Origin of the sequence: Paenibacillus sp. GXUN7292 (assembly GCF_050864975.1) — a bacterium.
Taxonomy (GTDB): Bacteria; Bacillota; Bacilli; order Paenibacillales; family Paenibacillaceae; genus Pristimantibacillus.
In genome coordinates, this window is record NZ_JBOZWO010000033.1 from 47682 (window position 1) to 68826 (window position 21145).

Annotated in this window: 19 protein-coding genes, 2 tRNA genes and 1 riboswitch; of the genes, 9 read left to right on the forward strand and 12 right to left on the reverse strand. The window is 43.7% G+C overall.

What is annotated here, in order from left to right; genetic code table 11:
- Positions 1-14: 14 nt before the first annotated feature.
- A complete protein-coding gene (locus ACRRU2_RS21735) occupies positions 15-473 on the reverse strand; it encodes a VanZ family protein (protein ID WP_331697827.1) in 459 nt (152 codons plus the stop codon).
- Between the two features lie 401 nt (positions 474-874).
- Positions 875-2548 carry a glutamine--tRNA ligase/YqeY domain fusion protein gene (locus tag ACRRU2_RS21740; protein ID WP_432504953.1) on the reverse strand — a complete coding sequence of 558 codons (1674 nt, stop codon included), beginning with the start codon at positions 2546-2548 and terminating at the stop codon, positions 875-877.
- Positions 2549-2852: 304 nt separating this feature from the next.
- Positions 2853-3015: riboswitch (cyclic di-AMP (ydaO/yuaA leader) on the forward strand.
- A 3-nt stretch (positions 3016-3018) separates the two neighbouring features.
- Between ACRRU2_RS21740 and ACRRU2_RS21745 the strand changes: the two genes are divergently transcribed.
- Positions 3019-3492, forward strand: coding sequence for a C40 family peptidase (locus ACRRU2_RS21745; RefSeq protein ID WP_331697829.1), 474 nt, complete (start codon positions 3019-3021; stop codon positions 3490-3492).
- A gap of 65 nt (positions 3493-3557) precedes the next feature.
- Here ACRRU2_RS21745 and ACRRU2_RS21750 read toward each other — a convergent pair whose 3' ends face one another.
- On the reverse strand, positions 3558-4793 hold the full coding sequence (locus ACRRU2_RS21750; RefSeq protein ID WP_432504955.1) for an MFS transporter: 1236 nt from the start codon (positions 4791-4793) through the stop codon (positions 3558-3560).
- 52 nt (positions 4794-4845) lie between these two features.
- The gene (locus tag ACRRU2_RS21755) at positions 4846-5139 is read right to left on the reverse strand and encodes a hypothetical protein (protein WP_331697831.1); all 294 of its coding nucleotides are present in this window, start codon (positions 5137-5139) and stop codon (positions 4846-4848) included.
- Between the two features lie 129 nt (positions 5140-5268).
- Here ACRRU2_RS21755 and motA point away from each other — a divergent pair, with 129 nt between their 5' ends.
- Positions 5269-6069: a flagellar motor stator protein MotA gene (motA, locus tag ACRRU2_RS21760; RefSeq protein WP_331697859.1), complete on the forward strand. Its 801-nt coding sequence runs from the start codon at positions 5269-5271 to the stop codon at positions 6067-6069.
- On the forward strand, positions 6053-6871 hold the full coding sequence (gene motB / locus ACRRU2_RS21765; protein ID WP_432504958.1) for a flagellar motor protein MotB: 819 nt from the start codon (positions 6053-6055) through the stop codon (positions 6869-6871). The genes motA and motB overlap by 17 nt, the downstream gene beginning before the upstream one ends.
- Positions 6872-6990: 119 nt before the next feature.
- On the opposite strand, the gene rluF is transcribed toward motB, so the two are convergent.
- Genes rluF through ACRRU2_RS21780 form a run of 3 tightly spaced genes read right to left on the reverse strand, consistent with a single transcriptional unit; the run spans position 6991 to position 10247 of the window.
- The gene (gene rluF / locus ACRRU2_RS21770) at positions 6991-7692 is read right to left on the reverse strand and encodes a 23S rRNA pseudouridine(2604) synthase RluF (protein ID WP_432504960.1); all 702 of its coding nucleotides are present in this window, start codon (positions 7690-7692) and stop codon (positions 6991-6993) included.
- A complete protein-coding gene (locus ACRRU2_RS21775; RefSeq protein ID WP_432504962.1) occupies positions 7689-8381 on the reverse strand; it encodes an SDR family oxidoreductase in 693 nt (230 codons plus the stop codon). Before ACRRU2_RS21775 ends, rluF begins: the two co-directional genes overlap by 4 nt.
- Before the next feature lie 51 nt (positions 8382-8432).
- Entirely contained in the window at positions 8433-10247 is a 1815-nt protein-coding gene (locus ACRRU2_RS21780) for an ATP-binding protein (protein ID WP_432504964.1), read from the reverse strand.
- 215 nt (positions 10248-10462) lie between these two features.
- Here ACRRU2_RS21780 and tadA point away from each other — a divergent pair, with 215 nt between their 5' ends.
- Positions 10463-10936, forward strand: a complete 474-nt coding sequence (gene tadA, locus ACRRU2_RS21785) for a tRNA adenosine(34) deaminase TadA (RefSeq protein ID WP_432504966.1) — start codon at positions 10463-10465, stop codon at positions 10934-10936.
- Here tadA and ACRRU2_RS21790 read toward each other — a convergent pair.
- The gene (locus tag ACRRU2_RS21790) at positions 10933-11127 is read right to left on the reverse strand and encodes an aspartyl-phosphate phosphatase Spo0E family protein (protein ID WP_331697837.1); all 195 of its coding nucleotides are present in this window, start codon (positions 11125-11127) and stop codon (positions 10933-10935) included. The two genes, tadA and ACRRU2_RS21790, sit on opposite strands and share 4 nt — an antisense overlap.
- Before the next feature lie 293 nt (positions 11128-11420).
- Here ACRRU2_RS21790 and ACRRU2_RS21795 point away from each other — a divergent pair, with 293 nt between their 5' ends.
- From ACRRU2_RS21795 to ACRRU2_RS21815, 5 genes are all read left to right on the forward strand, one after another.
- On the forward strand, positions 11421-12593 hold the full coding sequence (locus ACRRU2_RS21795; RefSeq protein ID WP_432504968.1) for a carboxylate--amine ligase: 1173 nt from the start codon (positions 11421-11423) through the stop codon (positions 12591-12593).
- A gap of 27 nt (positions 12594-12620) precedes the next feature.
- Positions 12621-14105 carry a Mur ligase family protein gene (locus ACRRU2_RS21800; RefSeq protein WP_432504970.1) on the forward strand — a complete coding sequence of 495 codons (1485 nt, stop codon included), beginning with the start codon at positions 12621-12623 and terminating at the stop codon, positions 14103-14105.
- A 23-nt stretch (positions 14106-14128) separates the two neighbouring features.
- Positions 14129-14851 (forward strand): aspartate/glutamate racemase family protein, encoded by a 723-nt coding sequence (locus ACRRU2_RS21805; RefSeq protein WP_432504972.1) that lies wholly within the window; start codon positions 14129-14131, stop codon positions 14849-14851.
- Positions 14852-14984: 133 nt separating this feature from the next.
- The gene (locus ACRRU2_RS21810) at positions 14985-15959 is read left to right on the forward strand and encodes a spore germination protein (protein ID WP_432504974.1); all 975 of its coding nucleotides are present in this window, start codon (positions 14985-14987) and stop codon (positions 15957-15959) included.
- Positions 15950-16025: transfer RNA gene (locus ACRRU2_RS21815), tRNA-Arg, on the forward strand. Before ACRRU2_RS21810 ends, ACRRU2_RS21815 begins: the two co-directional genes overlap by 10 nt.
- Positions 16026-16098: 73 nt before the next feature.
- On the opposite strand, the gene ACRRU2_RS21820 is transcribed toward ACRRU2_RS21815, so the two are convergent.
- The 4 genes from ACRRU2_RS21820 to ACRRU2_RS21835 all read right to left on the reverse strand — a co-directional run bounded on the left by ACRRU2_RS21820 (position 16099) and on the right by ACRRU2_RS21835 (position 21069).
- A complete protein-coding gene (locus ACRRU2_RS21820) occupies positions 16099-18264 on the reverse strand; it encodes a bifunctional diguanylate cyclase/phosphodiesterase (protein ID WP_432504976.1) in 2166 nt (721 codons plus the stop codon).
- Between the two features lie 342 nt (positions 18265-18606).
- Positions 18607-19659 carry a hypothetical protein gene (locus ACRRU2_RS21825; RefSeq protein ID WP_432504979.1) on the reverse strand — a complete coding sequence of 351 codons (1053 nt, stop codon included), beginning with the start codon at positions 19657-19659 and terminating at the stop codon, positions 18607-18609.
- 581 nt (positions 19660-20240) lie between these two features.
- Positions 20241-20393 carry a small acid-soluble spore protein P gene (locus ACRRU2_RS21830; protein WP_331697845.1) on the reverse strand — a complete coding sequence of 51 codons (153 nt, stop codon included), beginning with the start codon at positions 20391-20393 and terminating at the stop codon, positions 20241-20243.
- A 587-nt stretch (positions 20394-20980) separates the two neighbouring features.
- A tRNA-Ser gene (locus ACRRU2_RS21835) sits at positions 20981-21069 on the reverse strand.
- Positions 21070-21145 lie beyond the last annotated feature (76 nt).

Sequence of the window (21145 nt, forward strand, 5' to 3'; positions counted from 1 at the left end):
ACTGTTTCTATTAACTATTGCAGTATTTTTGTATAAGTGAATAAAGCCAGCCGTAAGCCCGCAAAGCCAAGCAAGGCGCCGATTGTATTTAATATAATATCATCTACATCAAAGCTGCCTACACGAAGCAGCATCTGCAACAGCTCTACGCCAAACAACAGCAGCACACAAGCGATAAGCAGCGGCCAGAAACGATAGAAGCTGCGGTTAAGCAGCGGCAAGAAAACCCCTATCGGAATAAATAATATAATGTTGCCCAACAAATTTTCTATCCAAATATTCGCATTCATTCGATGTCTGTTCAATATAAAATGTTTGATTGTATCAAAAGGCACGAGATTATAAGAATAGCCGCTGCCAAAATATTGGGATCGGATAAATAGCAGCTTAATCATAACTAAAGCATAGATTAGCGCAACACATAAAATAGCAATATTAAGCAGCCGCGAAGGCAGTAATGATCGCTTGAACACTGCAGCTTCCCCCATTCGTCCATCAGCTAACGCTTCGCGGGAGGGTGTCGATTAATTGTGGATAGGGCAACAAGCAATCGAAAGGGATGCTACTAGGATCAAGTTTGGGATTCCGACCGCTGTTGTAGTCCAATTTTTTGATGAAATAACCCCTGTAAATGATAAAATTGGCCTACAAAGGCGGACGCTGCCGCTTCTCCATTCCCAATCTTGCTCTTCGTTCCCCTTTCTTATTGCTTAACAATAGTTGCCCACAATTAATCGACATTCTCCGCAAATACTCTAGCTTTGCAAATAAAGAGTGACGATTAACTCTCCAGCAAGCATGTGTACAAACAGACAGCCCGCCATTCATATTATATTCAGGCAGGCTGTCTGACTATGGTACAGTATAAATCTGCTTAAGCCTTCTTCGGATCGAAGGAGCTTTTCAGTGAGACAATACGGTTGAATACAAGCTGATCATCAGTGGAATCCTTCGTATCCACATTGAAATAGCCGTGCCGGAAAAATTGAAACTTATCCCCGCCCTCGGCATCCTTCATGTTTTCTTCAACAAATCCATTTAACACTTGCATCGAATTCGGATTAATCCGCTCCAGGAATGGCTTCTCTTCGCCTTCCTCCTCGCCGACAAACAGCGGCTCGATTAAACGGAATTGGGCCGGAACCGCTTGCGAAGCTTCTACCCAGTGGATCGTGCCTTTTACCTTGCGCTCTGTAAATCCGGAGCCACTCTTCGTACGCGGATCATAGGTGCAGCGAAGCTCAACGACATTGCCCGCTTCATCTTTAATTACTTCCTGACAGGTAATGAAGTAGGCATGCTTCAGACGAACCTCATTGCCAGGGAATAAGCGGAAATATTTGTTCGGAGGATTTTCCATAAAATCATCCTGCTCGATATATATTTCGCGGGAGAACGGAATTTGACGGCTGCCCATTTCTTCATTTTCGGCGTTGTTTTCCGCTTCCAGCCACTCAACCTGTCCTTCCGGATAGTTTGTAATAACAACCTTAAGAGGATCCAGTACCGCCATCGTACGAGGCGCCCTCAGCTTCAGGTCCTCGCGAATAAAAAACTCCAGATTGCGCTCGTCCACTACGCTGTTGTTTTTGGAAACACCGATTTCGCGGCAGAAGGTGCGGAATGCCTCCGGCGTGTAGCCTCTGCGGCGCATGCCGCCAATTGTCGGCATACGGGGATCGTCCCAGCCCGTCACAACGCCTTCATCTACCAGACGCTTTAAATTGCGCTTGCTCATAACGGTATTTGTCACATTCAAGCGGGCAAACTCATACTGGCGCGGCGTAGAATCCATTTCACATTGCTCAACAACCCATTCGTACAAAGGACGGTGATCCTCAAATTCCAGCGTACAGATCGAATGCGTAATATTCTCAATCGCATCGCTTAGCGGATGCGCAAAGTCATACATCGGATAAACGCACCAAGCATCGCCTGTACGATGATGGTGAGCATGGGAGATGCGATATAGAACAGGATCTCGCATCGTTATATTTGGCGATGCCATGTCAATTTTGGCACGCAGCACACGGGAGCCGTCCGGAAACTCTCCTGCGCGCATCCGTGCGAACAAATCCAAATTCTCCTCCGCGCTGCGCTCGCGATAAGGGCTGTTTTGGCCAGGCTCTGTCAGCGTGCCCCGTGTTTCCCTCATCTGCTCGGCCGTCAGATCGCAGACATAAGCCTTGCCTTTATTAATCAATAGGATGGCACGATTGTACATTTCCTCGAAATAATCGGAAGCAAAATGCAGCTCCTCCCAATCAAAGCCGAGCCAATGCACATCCTCTTTAATTGCCTCTACGAATTCTGTATCTTCTTTGAGAGGGTTAGTATCATCAAAACGCAAATGCGTTCTACCATTAAATTCGTCTGCCAGCTCAAAATTCAAACAAATGGACTTGGCGTGGCCTATATGCAAATAGCCGTTCGGCTCAGGCGGGAAACGAGTCACGATTTCCTGCACTCGGCCGCTCTTTAAATCTTCTATTACAATGTTTTTAATAAAGTTTGAAGATGCTGTCTTATTGTCCGCTACATTCTCCATTGCGACCAACCTTTCCCACGTATACTTATATCCTCTTATGATACACAATTGCGCATAAAATTACACGCTGAATCGTGCTGAATCGGTATTTTGTTTATGAAAAAAACACATTTTTCATTAATATCTTCTCATTTTCACCATCTAGCAGCAATTTGCAAGTATTATATTGTTTGTGGAGCAAGATATCCTTATTGTTCCAATCTTCAACCAACTACATTTTATGACTCGAAAGATGAGAATTATTAAAAGTAGTAAGGTTGTGAAGGATTTAATCGGTTATTACCGAAATATAGCATGTACATTTTTTAAAAATTTGCCTAATTCCCTAACGGGAAACGGGGGAACCATTTTGGGTGAATTGACTTCAGATTGCATGGGCTGCCTAAAGCGCTACCAATCTTGGGGAGTCATAGGGGACCTTCAACCGAACCCCACAGCTAACCTCGTAGGCACCGGAAGGAGTTTCATCATTGAAGAAGATTACAGCAACAATTCTAGGTCTTGTGCTTTTGCTAACGTTTTCAGCTAGCGAAGCATTCGCAGCATCAAAGATGGACGGCATTATCGATGATCTAATCGGAACAAAGTACAGATACGGCGGTACAACTACAAGCGGCTTCGACTGCTCCGGGTTTACCAAGTTTGTATTTGCTAAGATGGATATCGAACTGTCGCGTTCTTCCACAAGCCAAGCTACTGAAGGCGTTAAAGTAGCAAAAGCTGATCTTATTGCAGGCGATCTTGTATTTTTTGATACAAGCGGATCTAACAATGGCGGTATTACACATGTAGGCATCTATGTTGGAGACGGCAAATTTGCTCATGCGTCAACCTCCAGAGGCGTTATTATTGATAATCTTAATTCAAACTACTACAAACCGCGTTATGTTACAGCGCGTCGTATCATGAGTGATGAATCACATTCTACTTACGCTGCGAAATAGAATCAAGGAGAAACCGTGTATCCTCTTAATCAAAGGACGCACGGTTTTTTATTTATTGCTCTTGATTAACTAACCGACACTGGTTTGGACGCGGGCCCTCTTGCCTGCTTTACGCCTAATATGATCCATATGATAAGCAAAGAAAGCAGTATAATGACGAGTGCAGCCAAATACCATAATGTAGCCGAAATCGTATACTGGTCCATAAACCAGCCAGTTATACGAGGAAATACAGCCCCTCCTATACCGCCGCATGCCACCAAAATGCTCGTTGTCCTCTCTGTCGTTCCAGGCAGCAAACTATTGGCATACACAAGGCCAATCCCAAACAATCCCGCAAAAAACAAGCCGCTAAGCGCGATAAAGACCAGCATTAACAAATATGTATCGAATAATGTCATTAAACAAAACACAATAGCGGAAGCTGCCGTTGCAATCAGCAAATACTTCGTATAGCCCATGCGATCAGCGAGTATGCCTGCAAAAATGCGGCCTATAGCAACTGTTCCCCAAAACACGCTTAGCGTTGAAGCTGCCGCTACCTCAGACGCCTGAGTATGCTCAATTAGAATGGCCGGCAAATAGTTAGAAAAGCTCATCTCCATGCCGACATAGAACATAAAGAACAAAGCCGCCAGTGCAAGAAAGGGAAGCATGCGCTTCGAATAACCCCAGACGATCGCCTTGCCGTGTTCTGCTGTGTTCTGCTTTCTTTCCCGTGCCTTCTCCAGGCTTCTTTGCGCGGACAATTCATCGTCCAGCTTGCCAAAGGACAGGGTCAGCCATAAAACAAAAATAATACCTGACATAGCCGCTAATATTGGAAAGGACAGCTGCCAAATGTTCTGCTGGATCAAATATGCTGCCGTTAGCGGAATAACAAGCGCCCCGATGCCAAAGAAGGTTTCCAGCCTGCTCATGGCAGCAGCAGTTCCTTCCTTGTGCAATTCAATAATCATCGCGCCGACAATCGCTTCTGTCATGCCAAAGCCCAATCCTGCCAAAGGCGCCACAGCCAGCATCCAGCCCCATGGAAGCAGCAAACTGTAAGCCGCTTCACTGAGGGTGAGCATACCGATAGCGAACATTACGGTTGTGCGCTTTCCAAATCTTGCAGATATAGCCGGCGTGAATAATACACCTACTAAAAAGCCAAGAAATTGATTCATAATCCATTGACCGCCATCTTTGTAGGACAGCCCATAATGCTCGATCAGCTGTTCAAGAATGGAGCCGCCGATAATATGGGCGACTCCAATAAGCAAGTAGGAAAAACAGCCGAGCCAAAGTAATTTTTTCATAATCTGTATTGCTCCTTAATTCTTCGCACTTGCTACTATTATATATGATCTCTTATATTAGCCTGACCAGCTGAATAAGAGTATCGTCCTGTGTCACCTCTATGACATGATGCTTTGGATTGTACACGACCATGCCTCTGCCCACGGCGATTGACCGCTGCTCTCCCAAACCAAAGAAAATATCGTCTGCAAGAGCCTCCATCACCTCTGTTTGCTCTTCCAGCGATAGCGAAGACCAATCATCAGGCTCCATCTCGAAAAATGTATAGCATTGTTCAATTTCAGATACGGCAAATGTCAGCTCTTTCAAAATATCCGCGTACTCTCTAGCATGTCTTACACCCATTTTGCAACAATCTCCTTATATTTGCTCATTATTTTGATCTTCCTGTCGTTTACTCTAATCTCAGAATACCCTTTTGACGATAATAATAGAAGTAGATAAATGTCGAAAATGTATTAGATGGGGTGCATGATGAAAAATTCAACGATTATTGGTCTCATTCTTGGATTAGTTGCTGTGTTAGGCGGTATGGTGTTAAAGGGTGCCAAACTTTCCTTTCTTCTTAATCCAGCAGCGTTCTCAATCATTATTCTAGGTACAATAGCAGCGGTCATGATCGCCTTCCCAATGTCCGAGCTTTCCAAGGTAGGCAAGCTGTTTAAAATAGTATTTACTGAGCAGCCGCTGCCGCCTCGCGAGCAGCTTATCGGCCAATTTATGGAATGGGCTTCAATTACACGCCGCGAAGGATTATTGGCACTCGAGGCCAAGGTAGATGAAATCGAAGATTCCTTTCTTCGCAACGGTATGCGCATGATTATAGACGGCAACGATCAGGATCTTGTCCGCGATGTATTATTAGAAGATATATCAGCTACAGAAGAAAGACACAAAACCGGGGCATTAATTTTTACACAAGCGGGCACATACGCTCCTACCCTTGGGGTTTTGGGCGCCGTTGTCGGACTTGTAGCAGCTCTTGCTGATATGAGCGATATGAACAAGCTGGCCTACGCCATTGCCGGCGCATTTATCGCTACCCTGCTTGGTATCTTTACAGGTTATGTATTATGGCATCCGATTGCTAACAAGCTAAAGCGTAAATCCAAACAAGAAATTCAAGTTAAGCTCATGATGCTAGAAGGCTTGCTGGCTATCCAGTCAGGAGTATCTACAATTGCCATCAACCAGAAATTATCCGTTTTCCTCACTCCGACAGAGCGTCAAAAACTAAGAGAAAAGGAGGAACGCGGCGGTGAAGAAAAAGCGTAGGCACGAAGATCATGAAGAGCATATTGACGAATCCTGGCTCATTCCCTATGCTGACCTGCTTACCTTATTGCTAGCCCTTTTCATTGTGTTATATTCCATGAACAGCGTCGATGTGAAGAAATTCGAGGAAATGTCCCGCGCCTTCAGCATCGCTCTTAATCAAGGCAGCGGCGTGCTCGATATGCCATCGATCGTTGAGAAAGGGCCTAACACTGAAAAGGTTCCTAAAAATAAGGATAAAAACAATCCGCAGCAAAATGAAAACAACTCCTTAGAGGATATCATGAAGCAGGAGCAGGCAGAATTTCAAAACCTTAAAAAACAGATTGATGAATATATCGACAAAAATGGGCTGACAAGCGATCTGGAAACGAAGCTCAATATGTCTCAATTGCTTATAACGATTAGCGACAACGCACTGTTCGCTCCTGCCCAGGCAACGGTCAAGCCTGAAGCAAAGGATTTGGCCATTGCGATCAGCAAAATGCTTGAGCAATATCCTAATTACGAAATTATCGTCTCTGGTCATACTGACGATACGCCAATCAATAATGCTTATTTCAAATCAAATTGGGATTTAAGCGCCATGCGTGCCATCCGCTTCATGGATGTCATGCTGGAAAATAAAAATATCGGACCGGACCGCTTCAGCGCTATCGGCTTTGGAGAATACCGCCCAATCGCGCCTAACGATTCAGTAGATAACAAAGCTAAAAACAGACGTGTAGAAGTAGCTATAATTCATACGTATGTCGATACTGCCAATGCACAGACGCTGTCAACCAAGGACAGTTCTCAATAGCTTTTAATGCTTTAATTAATAAATTCTTATATTTGAACAAAAGGGGCGTCCCCGTCATGTTTATGACATTTGGGACAGCCCCTTTTCCAGCGCAGCATGCCTCTAGCTTAGACCAGCTGTTATTGCGGGTTATAACTTAGTGTTTTAAATAGCTCCGTGCGTTCTTGCTCTGTTAAATCTCTCCACTTGCCGACTGCCAGTCCGCCCAGCTCAATATTCATAATACGAACACGCTGCAAACGTCTTACATGATAGCCAAAGGCTTGGCACATTCTGCGAATTTGCCTGTTGCGGCCTTCGGTCAAAATGATACGGAATACACGATTCGTTACTTGTGTAACCTGGCAAGGAAGAGTAAGGCTGCCCAATATATGAACGCCTTCCGACATGCCTTTGACGAAGGAAGGTGTAATGGGCTTGTCCACAGTCACAATATACTCCTTCTCATGCTTGCCCTCCGAGCGCAATATCGGATTGACAACATCTCCATCATTAGTAAGCAGGATTAAGCCTTCGGAATCTTTATCCAATCTGCCTATTGGAAAAATACGTTCCGTATGGCCTATAAAATCTACAATATTGCCTTCTATATGCGCCTCTGAAGTGCTCGTAATACCGACAGGCTTGTTAAGCATAATGTACACATGGTTTCTTTGAGCGCCTATGCGCTTTCCATCAATCCGAACGTCATCCCCCGGCTCAGCTTGGCTGCCTAACTGCGCTACAGCGCCGTTTATCGTTACACGGCCGCTATCTACAAGCTTATCGGCTTCACGCCGCGAGCAAAAGCCGGTCTCGCTTATAAATTTATTAATTCTCATTGATGTCTCTCCTCGCTCCATAAAGCATTTGCCATTTGTTCCATACGGTTTGTTCCCGCTACTACGGTCAGGCCATTACGCTGCTCTAAAGCAGAATATAGCATCGCCGCCGCTATTGTCCTACCTTCAATCGGCTTATAGCGGCTCAACTTCCCTTTAAATAGAAAGGAAAGATTGCGTGTCATGGAAGCTGCCAGCTCCTCGCCGCGCCTATGCTCTTCACGCATGCCTATTATGAGTGATGGCTGAAATATAGTGACGCTAGGGAGCTGCAGCCTTGCAAGCTCATGCTCCAGCTTCCCCTTTACCCTGCTGTAAAAAAACAGAGACCGCTCACTTGCTCCAAGCGCGGTTATTACTAATAGCTGCCTGCTGCCGCATTGGACGGCTTTCCGGCCAAGCGCCAGCGGATATTCATAATCAACCTTGGCAAATTGTTCACGTGACTTGGCTTTTTTAATCGTCGTTCCCAAAGTGCAATAAATATCTGCGGTCTCAAACCATTCTTCAGGCAGGCTGCCGATCTGGTCAAAGGAAAGAATATGCTGCTCCAAACGCGGATGGGTCAGATCCAATGCTCTGCGCACGAGCACGATTACCTTCTCATAACCATTATACTGCAGCAGTTCCTGAACCAGCGCCTTGCCTACTAAACCGGTAGCACCTGCTACTATAGCCTTGTTTCCCACAGCGATACTTCCTCCCTATGACAGCACGATGAATGGCCGAGCTATGTATGCTTATAGTATACTCTCCACTCTCGCTTCTTTCAAAGCAGGCAAGGTTAGACGAACGGTCGTGCCGAAATTAACCTGGCTGTCTATGTCTAGCGTACCTTGATGGGTGTTAATAATGCGCTGGCTTACCATAATGCCAAGCCCTGTACCGCTTTCCTTGGCTGTAAAGAAGGGATCGCCTATTTTTTCAATAATATCCTCAGGGATGCCAATGCCTTCATCCCGAATAGAAATACTTATATGTTGACTTCTTTTCACTATCGTAATATGTATGGCTCCGCCGTTAGGCATAGCTTCAATGGCATTTTTAAATAAATTAATAAATACTTGCTTCAGCTGATTCTCTTCGCAGGAGATGCTGCAGCTTTCTGTTGTAAAAGAAGTGCGAAATTCAACATTGTGCAGATGCGCCTCACTGTCTAAAAATATTAATACATCATGCAGAACATCCCGAACATCCTTTATGACAAACTTGGTGGCTTGCGGCTTGGCGAGAATAAGAAACTCTCCTACAATTAAGTTGATGCGGTCGAGCTCGGAAAGCATCAGGCTGACATGAGACATATTCAGCTTTTTACTCTGCTGCTGCAATTGCAAAAAGCCTCTTAAGGTCGTTAAAGGATTGCGTATTTCATGAGCGACGCCGGCTGTAAGCTGACCAACTGTCGTAAGCTTCTCCGATCTGCGCAATAGCTCTTCCATCTTGTTCCGGCTGCGCATATCGCGGCAAATGCTTGCAAACGCCCGTATCGTGCCATCTGAATCCCTTATTGGCGAAACCGTCACGCTGACAGGAATCGTTTCTCCCGATTTAGTAATGCGTAATGTCTCCATAGGCGGGAGCTTTTTGCCGGCCTTTAGCATTTCAAGCATCTGTTGATTTTCTGCCTGGTAAGCCTCTGGAATCGTAGGATACTTCAAATGGATCAAATCAGCTTCCTGATAGCCAAACAGCTGCTCAAAAGCTCTGTTCGTTTGAATCGTCTTGCCGTTCATGTTAATAATATGAATAGCATCGTTCGAATGGTTAATAAAAGATTCCAAATGCTCCTTCATCCGTTTATTCTCTTCGAAGGCTTTGCGTAATTTATTCATATAAATGCTTATATTCTGCGACATGGCATTGATTTTCAGCGCGAGCAGGCCGAATTCATCCTTGCTTCTTATTAAAATAGGTTTATGGAAGCGAACCGATGATACCTCATTCACCTTCCATAATATATCCTTAAGGGGCCGCATCATGACGCCCATTAAATTATAGTTGACGATTGTAGCCACTAACATAAATGCCGCCATTAACCACCAGCGATAATCCCGCTTCACCGTAAAAAAATGATAAAAGTCGATCATATTATAATCAATAATAATGGTGTACTGGGAATGATTGTTGAAATAGCTCCGATATTTATTATTTTGCTGCTTTTCAATTTTGTGAACTTCCTGATCGGAAAAAGCAGCTTCCTGCACAAATGAATCCTCAAGCATGATAAACTTCTCTTCCGATTCCTGCGGCTGCACAACCTTGCCCGAGTTCGTTTCAATGACCATAATCTGCTCAATAAAGGGAATCATGAACGTAATTGAATTAATATTTTTTAAGAATTGCTCACTGGAAACGTTCACGGCACTTCCCACATCCGCTTCATCCCATGAAGCTTCAATCTTTTCGCTATAATCCTTAGAAGTATTAAAAATATACTTATGTACACGCTCATTAAATTGCTGTGCCGAATAATAATCACTAATGGTATAGTATAGGGGAATGAATACAAGCAATACGAACATACTGATTAAGGAAAGCTTTGTCTTTATCGACATAAATGACACGCCCTCTATAAGTTTGATCATACTTATCCATGGATGGCTATTCACATTTCATTCACATTGCCAACAGAAGTTATACACATTTGTGGATGTGATGTGAATAACTTTGTTGATATTTTTATAATTATCCACAGATATATCCACAGCATGTTAACATTAGAATATTTGTTCGTTGTACAAATTTCACTTTATACACAAGGAGTAACAATATGATAAGAACGCATGAGGATCAACATTGGATGCAGGCAGCAATTGCTGAAGCGCGTTTAGCTGAACAATTAGGAGAAGTTCCCATCGGTGCGGTTATAGTGAGGGAGGGCCAAATTATTGGTCGCGGCCATAATCTTCGGGAATCCAAACATGATCCAACTGCACATGCCGAGCTGGAAGCAATACGTGATGCATGTGAACAACTTGGGGCTTGGCGACTGCTGGACTGCACGCTTTATGTAACACTAGAGCCTTGTCCCATGTGTGCAGGCGCTATCGTACAATCCCGGCTCAAGCGCGTCGTATATGGAACTGACGATCCAAAAGCAGGCTGCGCGGGCACACTTATGAATCTATTACAAGAGCCCCGTTTCAACCACGAAACGGAGCTCACAAGCGGCGTTCTGCAACCTGAGTGTGCACAACTGCTTACTCAATTTTTCCGTCAGCTCCGTAAATCAAAACAAGCTTAATGACGATTTCGTTCCAAGAGCGAATCATTTAATTCTTCACGCTGCATTTGCTGCAGTGCTACAATTAGCTGATCCGCTTGCTCACTAATTGCGATAACCGCCGGGTCAGTTAAGCTTCCGCGTACCTCAGCTATTTCATGGAGTTTACGCCGAAGCGATTGCAGCTGTCTCTTCAAATGATCTTTATCCATATTCGCTCACGGCACACCCCTTATCTAGTAATCTATTGATGCTATTAATATTATACTCTGCGCCATTTAAACTGTTTGTAAAATCATGTCGACGCGTGCCTACAATTTTCATGCAGGATTCGACATATTCAGGACTTTTCATCCTGTCAAATGGTACTTTAGACTCAGCAGGATGAACGTAACAACCTGCGCCGATGCTTGAGAATTGTATTATAATAAGCTATGCAGTACACTTATTTGTATCAGATTTTCAAGATTGATGATTTAACACTTGAATTGCGGGATGGTACTTCATGAACAATAAAGCAGTCATACTTGGTTGTAATTATTATATAGGGCTTAGCACAATCCGATGTTTGGGCAAACACGGCATACATACGGTAGCGGTAGACTACTCGAACGATGCTTACGGCGCCAAATCGAAATATACATCTGAGAGGCTGATCGCTCCTCATTACAGGGAGAATACAAAATCCTTCATACAGCTGCTCATTGATTACGCTATGAAGGAAAGCGCTCCTCCTGTCCTTATTCCATGCCACGATTCTTATGTAGAGGTTATAGATGAGTACTTGGACGAGCTCAAAAAGTATTATTTGATCCCTCAAACCGAGATGGGCCTATATACGAAGATGATGAACAAGGAAGTGCTGCACAAGCTAGCTGAAGCAAATGGCGTGCGCGTGCCTGAAACTGTTCGAGTTACAGATGCCGATTATTTGCAGAAAGTAGAACAGATCATCCACTATCCATGTATTGTGAAGCCAACCGATTCCCCAACCTTCGTAGCAAAGTTCAGACGCAAGCTCTTTAAGGTTCACAATGAGCAGGAGCTGCTTGAAGCTGTTCACAAAGCAACCGAAGCTGGTCTGGAAGTGATCGTTCAGCGCATCATTCCAGGTTTCGATGATCATATGTACACATTTGATGCCTATTTGAATCAGAACGCCAAAGTGACACATTGGCTGACCTGCCAAAAGTTCCGCCAATATCCGATTAACTTCGGAGCTTCTGTATATACCGGGCAAAAATTTGTGCCGGAGCTTTACAGCATCGGAGCAGCTTTTTTGGAGAAAATGGGCTGGAAGGGCTTCGCTGAAATAGAGTTCAAGAAAGATGCCGAAACCGGGCAATTTTATTTAATAGAAATCAATGTACGTATAACGAATCTAAATAGCTTATTAGAAAAGGTAGGCATTAACTTTCCCTATATTACTTATCTGGAGCTGACTGGACAGTCAATTGGCACACATGCCATCACTCATGACACGAATCGCGTATTCTGGTACGGCTTTGAAGATATGCTGGCAATCCGAGATTATATTAAAACAAAGCAGTTGACGGTTTCTCAGGTACTTTCCTCCTTACTTAAGCCGAAAGCTTACGCAATATGGGATTGGAAAGACCCTAAGCCTGCTTTTTCCTTCATGAAGATGATTATAGGAAAGCTGGCAGGAAATAATTAGGATGAGACCGCGAAAGGAGACTCACTAATGATCGCCTTGAAGGAATTACTAAACCATATTGATATACTGGATACATTGCATCCGCGAGAGCAGCTTATTTCTGGTATAAGCTATCATTCTCAAAAATGCTCGGAAGGCCACTTGTTCGTGTGTATTACCGGCTATCAAACCGACGGTCATAAATACTTGCAGCAAGCTGTAGACAATGGTGCAACAGCCGCTATCGTAGAAAGATTCCAGGAGAATATTTCGATCCCGCAATTTCGCGTTGCCAACAGCAGGATCGCATTAGCTCAGCTGGGGGCAGCCTACTATGGCCAGCCTGCCGGCAAATTGAAAATGATCGGCATCACGGCTACGAATGGAAAAACGTCGACCTCCTATATGGCCAATGCCATGCTCGAGAACGGTGGGCTAAAAACAGGACTTATCGGCACCGTTGTAATAAAAATCGACGATCAGACGATCCCTTCCGAGCTGACAACACCGGAATCACTCGATTTACAGCATTATTTGAAGCAGATGGTCGATGCCGGTGTCTCGCATGTTTGTATGGAGGTTTCCTCTGCTGCACTCGAAACCCACCGGGTAGAAACTGTCGATTATGACATCGTTACCTTTAACAATTTAAGCCGCGAGCATATAGATTCGCATGGCTCCTTTGAGCGTTATTTTGCAGCCAAAGCAAGCCTCGTCCGCAATGCTGGCAAGCACAGCATCGCTGTTCTTAATTTGGATTGCCCTTATTCAGCCTCCTTGCAAAATGAAACAAATGCGCAGGTTATTACCTTTGGCCTGAAAAACAAGGAAGGCTATATTCGCTGCAGCAATTTGGATCTTTCTACAGGCAGAGGCTCCTTTGTATACGAACTTGTTAAGCCATTCCATACCGATCGCGTGCAGCTCGAACCGGTCAAATTTAACGTGCAGCTGTCTGTACCTGGACTCCACTCGGTATATAACTCGATGGTCGCAATTACTATTGCATTGCTTAATGGCGTTGCCATTGATGTAATCCAGCGGACTTTAAGCAGCTTCCCGGGCGTTGAACGGCGCTTTGAGTTTATTTATGAGGATAGCTGCATGATTATTGACGATCACTTTGCGAATCCAGGTAACATTAATGTCACAATGGAAACGATCAAATTTATGAATTATAATAACTTTCATTTGCTTTATGCAATAAGAGGAAATCGCGGGCCAACGGTGAATGAAGAAAATGCCAGGGCGATTGCGGAATGGATGCATAAGCTTGAACGCAGCGAGCTGATTGCAACGACAAGCCTATCGCATGTAACGGCCAAAGATAAAGTGACCAAAGAAGAACTGGACGTATTTATGAAGGTTATGAATGAAGCAAATATAAAGGTCCGCCTTTATGATGAGCTGCCTGATGCCATTGCAGCCTCGCTTAAGCAGGCTGAACAGGGAGACCTTATTTTACTCGCTGGCTGCCAGGGAATGGATGATGGCGGGCGGATCGCTCTGGATCAGCTCCATGGCGACAACTAATTCTTTACTATAAAGTGGGTAGAATGATGAAAGATAAAAGCTTAGGTATTATTGGCGGTATGGGACCGAAAGCAACTGCTGTATTTTTCGACAAAATTATAGATCGTACCCAAGCAGATCGCGATCAGGAGCATATGGATATGATAGTTCTCAATCATGCTACAATACCTGATCGGACCAGCGTAATTGCGAGCGGAGCCAGCAGTGAATTCCTGAACGCTATAGCTAAGGATTTTGCTCTGCTTGAGCATGCGGGCGCGGCAAATATTGCAATACCTTGCAACACTTCTCACTACTTTTATAATGAAATGCAAGCTATGACCAGCATCCCTATTATAAATATGGTCGATGAGACATTAAAGAGGATACATGCGCAGTATGGCTCAGGCTGCCGTGTTGGCATTTTAGCAACGAATGGCACAATTAATACGGGAGTTTACGCCAAAGGCTGCGAAAATTACAGCATGCAGCTCGTTGAGCCTAATAATGAGATGCAGCGTCAGGTTATGGATATTATTTATACCGATGTCAAAGGCCATAATAATTGTGATCCTGCCAAGCTTGAATCGCTAATTGACCAGCTAATACATAACTATGAATGCCAATGCGTCATTCTTGCATGTACAGAGCTGTCGTGTATTGCTTTGAGCGGACAATATGCCGCTTATTCGGTCGATGCGATGGAAGTGCTTGTCGAGCGTGCCATTCAGCTGTCTGGCAAGCAGTATAAAAAACCAAAGCAATAACGTGCTAAAGCACTAGTCAGGGAAGCCCCTGAAGATCATTTTGATCTTCACGGGGCTCTTTTTTTTCCTTCCAGCATTCACATGAATTGACTCACTTTGGGAATAATAATGCAAGCGAAGGGAGGGCGAACAAGTGACTGAGGACATGAAAGAGGACATAGATATTGAGCTTTCAGATTCCTTGCAGCAAAATATTGATCTTATCCAATTTTTTATGGGGAAAAGCTCCGATTTTATTATGCGGGAGCTGTATCTTCCCAATAAGCAGCGATGCATTCTTTATTATTTGGACGGCATGGTAAATAGACAGGCGCTGCAAGACCATGTTGTCTCACCTTTGCTTGAACGTGTTTTGGAAAACGGCATATCCGCCAAATCGATTAAAGAGCGCATCCTTAATGCCAGCGAGGTCAGCATCGTTCATGCCGTTGCTATTGCTATGGATAAAATCATAGCGGGTGCCGCCCTTCTGTTAATTGACGGCAGCAGCGAAGGCGTTATCATCCCTTTGCCGGGCTGGGAGGACCGCAGCATTACCGAATCGCAAACCCAATCTGCTGTAAGAGGTCCGCAAAACTCATTTACGGAATCCATTTGCACCAATCGGACATTAGTAAGACGAATTGCCAAAGATACAAGAGTACGAGTTACTACAATTAAAGTCGGCAAGCTGACTAAAACAGATGTATCTATTATGCATATCCAGGGCTTGGCCGATGAGAAACTCGTTAACCAGTTGGTTGACCGTCTGCAGCATTTATCAACGGATCGAATATTGGAAGGACAGTATATAGAGGAACTGCTGACTCAAAAGAAGCAATGGACCTTCTTCCCCACTTTTTATAATTCCGATCGGCCCGATTCTATTGCAGCAGGCATTCTGGATGGGAAAATTGCTATTTTTGTTGACGGTACTCCTTTTGTTTTGCTCATTCCCGCATTTTTCACTGACTTTATACACTCAGTTGAAGACCATTATCAGTCCTATGGGTCCACAGACAAAGCTATAATAGTCGAAAGCAAGCTTATAGACTATATAAAATGGTATAAATTCATTTTGGTTCAACGGAGAAATTATGTTATAATTATTTCTGCTGTGGCCACGTAGCTCAGTGGATAGAGCACTTCTCTCCTAAAGAAGGTGTCGGACGTTCGAGTCGTCTCGTGGTCGCCATATATAACTATTCTGAAGCCAGCAGTGGAAGCCATTCCGCTCTGGCTTTTTGTTTGCAAAAAATCCGCCTGCTTTAAGCAGACGGATGATTAGTTTGATCAATAGGATAATTGCTTGTTTTTAAATAACGCTCGAAATCTTCGGTTGACAGCGGTTTGCTGAACAAATAGCCTTGCCCTAGCTGGCAGCCATCCCCGCTTAAAATGGACAGCTGATCTTCAAATTCGATGCCTTCAGCCACAACATTCAAATTAAGAGAATGAGCCATATCCAGTATGGCTTTTACAATAGCCTGACTTTCCTTATTATGATGAATGTCCCGTACAAAAGACATGTCGATTTTTAACACGTCAATCGGAAGCTGTTTAATATAATTGAATGAGCTGTAGCCTGTACCGAAGTCATCAATCGATATTTGCACCCCAAGCTGCTTAATGTCTGTCAGGATGCTCGCTGCATTATCTATGGCTGCAAATACGTTTTCAGTCACTTCAAGCTCAAGCAAGCTGGGCTCAAGATCTGTCTGCTCCAGCACCTGCCTAACTTTGTCCACCAAGTCAACTTGATTGAACTGGCGCACTGATAAATTGACAGACACCTTCAGAGCCGGGTAGCCCATTTGCTGCCACTGTTTATTTTGCTGACAAGCCTGCAGCATGACCCAGTCGCCCATTGCGACGATCAAGCCTGATTCTTCAGCTATCGGAATAAATTTATTAGGAGGTATTACCCCAAGCTCTTCATGCCTCCATCTAACCAGCGCCTCCATACCAACGATACGATTCGTGGACAGATTCACCTTAGGCTGGTAATCAATATAAAATTGTTCTTTTACCAGCGCTTTTTTCAGCTCGTTTTCTAATAAAATTCGTTCCAGGGAACGCTCTTCCATATCCTTATTGAAAAAAGCGAAGCCGTTTCTTCCCTGGCCCTTTACTGCATACAAGGCCGTGTCTGCCCGCTTCAGCAGCTCATCCGGATTAAGGCCATCCTCCGGATAGATGGCAATTCCCATACTGCATGATAAATGATGCTGCCATTCCTCGATTTGCACAGGCTGCTCCAAATTCGCTCTTATCCGTTCTGCGACAGCAATAACTTCATCCTCATGCGTGATGTTTTTTAGCATAATCGTGAACTCGTCTCCGCCTAATCGAGCCAGTATATCTCCAGGACGAATACAGTCGCTTATTCTTTGGGCTACCTCGATCAAGCATATATCGCCTATCTCATGGCCAAAGGAATCATTAATATATTTAAAACGATCCAAATCCATAAACACAATACCGAGCTTCGCTCTCTCTTGCTTTGCCTGATTAACGCCCTGCTGCAACTTTTCCATAAATAGTCTGCGATTCGGCAAGTCGGTGAGCATATCATGGTATGCCAGGTAATAGATCGTTTGCTCGGATTTTTTGCGCTCCGTTATATCGCGCATAACAAGCACATATCTCGCATGATTACTGGCCTGTTTGGCAATAGCATTAAAGGTAGCTTCTACATGCACATACTGGCCTTTTGCATGTCTTAAACGAAATTCCATCGAAAAAGGAGCTGTCTCCTTCTTTTTTATAGAAAAATGAACTCGGTCCTGATCGTCATGATGCATAATATTCAGCAAATTAATATAGCTCAGCTCTTCATTGTCCACACCTAGCACGCAGCTGAACGATGGCGAGGCATAGCTTAGCTGTCCGTGCTCATCTATAATTGAAATTAAATCCGAGCTATTGTCGGTAATCAATCGATATTTTTCTTCGCTTGCTTTAAGCGCTTCTTCGGCTCTTTTCCGCCCGCTTATATCATTCCGGATAGATATGTATTGATAAGGCACGCCGTTCGCATTGACAAAAGGCACGATTGTCGTATCTACCCAGTAATAGCTGCCGTCCTTAGCCTGATTGCGTACTTCACTCTTCCATACTTTTCCGCTCCCTATCGTTGCCCACATCTCTTTAAAAAACGATTTTGGATGATAACCAGAATTCAACAACCGATGATCCTGACCCAGCAGCTCTTCCCTGCTGTATTTGGAAATTTTGCAAAACTGATCATTTACATAAACAATCACACCCCGCCGATCTGTAATCGCTACTATAGAGGATTGATCCAGTGCATATTTCACATCAGCAAGCTCTCTAAGCGCATCCTGCAGCTGTTGGTCAAGATTGGATAGCAAATTAGCCTCAAAGGGGTAAAAATACGATTGCGACGCTCTGTTTATGTCTGAATTCATCATCGTTATCACCTGCATCATAATTTTACATTCGTTATAGGCTGCATCAAGGACAAACGGTTCTGCCATCCTTTGGAAAGGCGCGTTTGCCGATGAAATATAGGAACAGGTATAAGGTCAAAACTTATACTTTCGTATATTTAAATAGAAAACATTTTCATATATTTTCATAAAAACTTACTAGTATTGTATAAGTTTTTACATAGTTTGTCTATGAATGCAGTCATGGCGATTTGTTCACAATTTACATTTTTAGACTACAAAAAAAGCAAGATCCAGCTCTGGCTAATACCATAGCTGAACCTTGCATTGATCACAGGGAGACTTATTCCTGCTGTTCATTTTTTAGAATTCCATTAATTGCAGGAACTCCTCGAATGAGATCACGTCAGTAGGGATCTCAGACTCAAATTTAGGCGTTTGGCCAATATCAGAGTAGTTCATTGCAACCGTCATGCCAAGCGACATTTTGTCGCTAGCTTCCGGCTCTGTTACTTCCACACTCATAGTTGTTTCTTGATATACTAGATTGCCGCCTTTAATCGCGCCTGTATGATCAAGCTGCTTCACTTTCAGATTATCCTTGAAGAAAGTTCTGATTTCCTCTTTGCTCTCTGTCAGCTTCTGCTTCGCATCCTCTACATCAGCTTTTTCGACTTCGAAGATTTCTAAATAAGCTTCGTTATTCGCAATCAAATCCATCACTTCTGGCAAAACCTTATCGATAACCGTGCTGATCGTTTGCTCATAATTAGCTTCTGTAATAGCAAACTTCACAACTTGATCTGCTTTAACTCCTTCTGGCAGGCCTGCCTCGGAAGCTTTAGGCTGAGTAAAGTACGTTTTTTCATCAAAATGCTTTAGAGTTGCATTAGTTAAATCCTGTGCAAATTTTTGTTGTGCGGCCATATCAAACTCCGGCACTTCAACACCTTCCTGCTTTGCTAGTTCTTTTGCGTCAAGCAGAATAAATTTATCTGCAGCTTCCTGAGGAATTGGCAGCATAGGAATTTGCGGCAATTTGAAGTAAATCTTCTCGTCTGCAACAATAATCGGCATATCCAGCTTCATATTCATAAAGCCAGGAAGCACTACCTCTAGATTCATATCCGTTCTTGCAGGATCCTTCTCATAAACAGCTTTTACGTTTATAGTAGCATCTTTAATAATTGCAGCAACGCCTGCAGCTATACCCAGCTCATCGCTCGAAGCAAGGCTGTCATCCATAGTAAACTCATTGATCTTGACGGTTGCTGTCATTGCATATGAACTTGCACCCATTGTTTTTGCTGTAGCTTGCTGAAGAGCATCTTGTGGCGACAGCTTTGCACTGCTGCAGCCTACTGCAAGCAGCATTACAGCGATTAGCAAGGAAACTAACCTAATTCCAACTTTCATTTTAAAACTTCCTCCACTCTTTCTTTGTATAAGCTCCTTTATTCTATACTAAAAACAGAAAATTGAGAAGCTCAAATAGAAGTTATTGTAAGATCATTAAAAAATAACATATTCCTTGTTAGCTAAACAAGAACAAAAATCACCTATCAGTGACCCAACTTGCAGTCATCGTGTGTAAAGAACAAATGATACGGAACTATCTATTTAGCGCATATCTTCTATTGGCGGTGCGGTCATCCATGACCGTTAGAACCAGAAAAACAGTCTTTTTGTTGCATATGCGGACACTTATGACCATTAGAAGAAATTTCTGTCGAATTCTCTAGCTTTTTTCCCGCTAACGGCCATTTCTGTCCGTTAGAAAGTGGACGTTGGCAAAAAATGAGCGCTAACGGTCATCTTTGTCCGCATCATTTCTTTCGAAAAGTAATTCGCATGAAGCGACATACTTATTCACAATTTTTAATGATGCATCATTTACCAAACTACAAAAAAAGCCCTCATCTCTAATTAGAAATGAGGGTTCTTGTATGACATAAATTTACCCATAGCTTAAGATCAGTAACACTGCATCATGCTTGTCAGCCTTGCGGGTTGTTATGGCTCGTGTGATTTTTTTGCTTTGTCTTTTTAGAGCCTGACAAAGGCTCTGGCTGTGTTGAACGCTGTCTCTGCTGTGTATTATTTTGCTCCTGGTCGCCTTGATCAACTGCAATACTGCGCGGCTTGCTCATTAACGCTCCTCCCTTCTCTATGCTATTGCTAATTAAACAATTGCAAATTGCCTGATAAACACTAAATTAGAAACTCGCCTAAAGCAAAGCAGGCTACGTGTAATTTAGCGATAATATTAGGATGTATCGGGGAGCATTAATTATGTGTCTCAGGACGAGATAAATTAGTTCAAAAACAAAAAAACTCATGGCATTCACCAAGAGCTTGTATTTATTGTATGGCGGAGAGGGTGGGATTCGCTCCGTCGTGCGTGGCCGTACAAGTACGGTCACGCTATGCAACTATCACGCCGGGGCCTACAGACATGCCTTAGGGCATGTCCGCTTCACGGCCCGTTCTCATCCCACTAATCCTATATACAAAAAAACGATTCCTATTCAGGAATCGGGTTGATTTTTAGTATGGCGGAAAGGGTGGGATTCGCTCCGTCGCGCGTGGCCGTACAAGTACGGTCACGCTATGCAACTATCACGCCGAGGCCTACAGACATGCCTTAGGGCATGTCCGCTTCACGGCCCGTTCTCATCCCACTAATCCTATATACAAAAAAACGATTCCTATTCAGGAATCGGGTTGATTTTTAGTATGGCGGAGAGGGTGGGATTCGAACCCACGTGAGCTTGCACTCTAACGGTTTTCAAGACCGCCCCGTTATGACCGCTTCGGTACCTCTCCATATTTTATTGGCAACAAAAATATTGTACCACAGGTGAAAAGTAAAATGCAACTATTTTATTTCCACCTGCAGCAC

Excerpts from the sequence above, each read along its gene's own strand:
- ACRRU2_RS21750 (WP_432504955.1), bottom strand. The coding sequence starts at position 4,793 with ATGAAAAAATTACTTTGGCTCGGCTGTTTTTCCTACTTGCTTATTGGA.
- ACRRU2_RS21825 (WP_432504979.1), bottom strand. The coding sequence starts at position 19,659 with ATGAAAGTTGGAATTAGGTTAGTTTCCTTGCTAATCGCTGTAATGCTG.
- ACRRU2_RS21790 (WP_331697837.1), bottom strand. The coding sequence starts at position 11,127 with ATGGATAAAGATCATTTGAAGAGACAGCTGCAATCGCTTCGGCGTAAA.
- rluF (WP_432504960.1), bottom strand. The coding sequence starts at position 7,692 with ATGAGAATTAATAAATTTATAAGCGAGACCGGCTTTTGCTCGCGGCGT.
- ACRRU2_RS21805 (WP_432504972.1), top strand. The coding sequence starts at position 14,129 with ATGATGAAAGATAAAAGCTTAGGTATTATTGGCGGTATGGGACCGAAA.
- ACRRU2_RS21800 (WP_432504970.1), top strand. The coding sequence starts at position 12,621 with ATGATCGCCTTGAAGGAATTACTAAACCATATTGATATACTGGATACA.
- ACRRU2_RS21755 (WP_331697831.1), bottom strand. The coding sequence starts at position 5,139 with ATGGGTGTAAGACATGCTAGAGAGTACGCGGATATTTTGAAAGAGCTG.
- ACRRU2_RS21740 (WP_432504953.1), bottom strand. The coding sequence starts at position 2,548 with ATGGAGAATGTAGCGGACAATAAGACAGCATCTTCAAACTTTATTAAA.
- ACRRU2_RS21780 (WP_432504964.1), bottom strand. The coding sequence starts at position 10,247 with ATGTCGATAAAGACAAAGCTTTCCTTAATCAGTATGTTCGTATTGCTT.
- ACRRU2_RS21820 (WP_432504976.1), bottom strand. The coding sequence starts at position 18,264 with ATGATGAATTCAGACATAAACAGAGCGTCGCAATCGTATTTTTACCCC.
- ACRRU2_RS21830 (WP_331697845.1), bottom strand. The coding sequence starts at position 20,393 with ATGAGCAAGCCGCGCAGTATTGCAGTTGATCAAGGCGACCAGGAGCAA.
- ACRRU2_RS21795 (WP_432504968.1), top strand. The coding sequence starts at position 11,421 with ATGAACAATAAAGCAGTCATACTTGGTTGTAATTATTATATAGGGCTT.
- motA (WP_331697859.1), top strand. The coding sequence starts at position 5,269 with ATGAAAAATTCAACGATTATTGGTCTCATTCTTGGATTAGTTGCTGTG.
- tadA (WP_432504966.1), top strand. The coding sequence starts at position 10,463 with ATGATAAGAACGCATGAGGATCAACATTGGATGCAGGCAGCAATTGCT.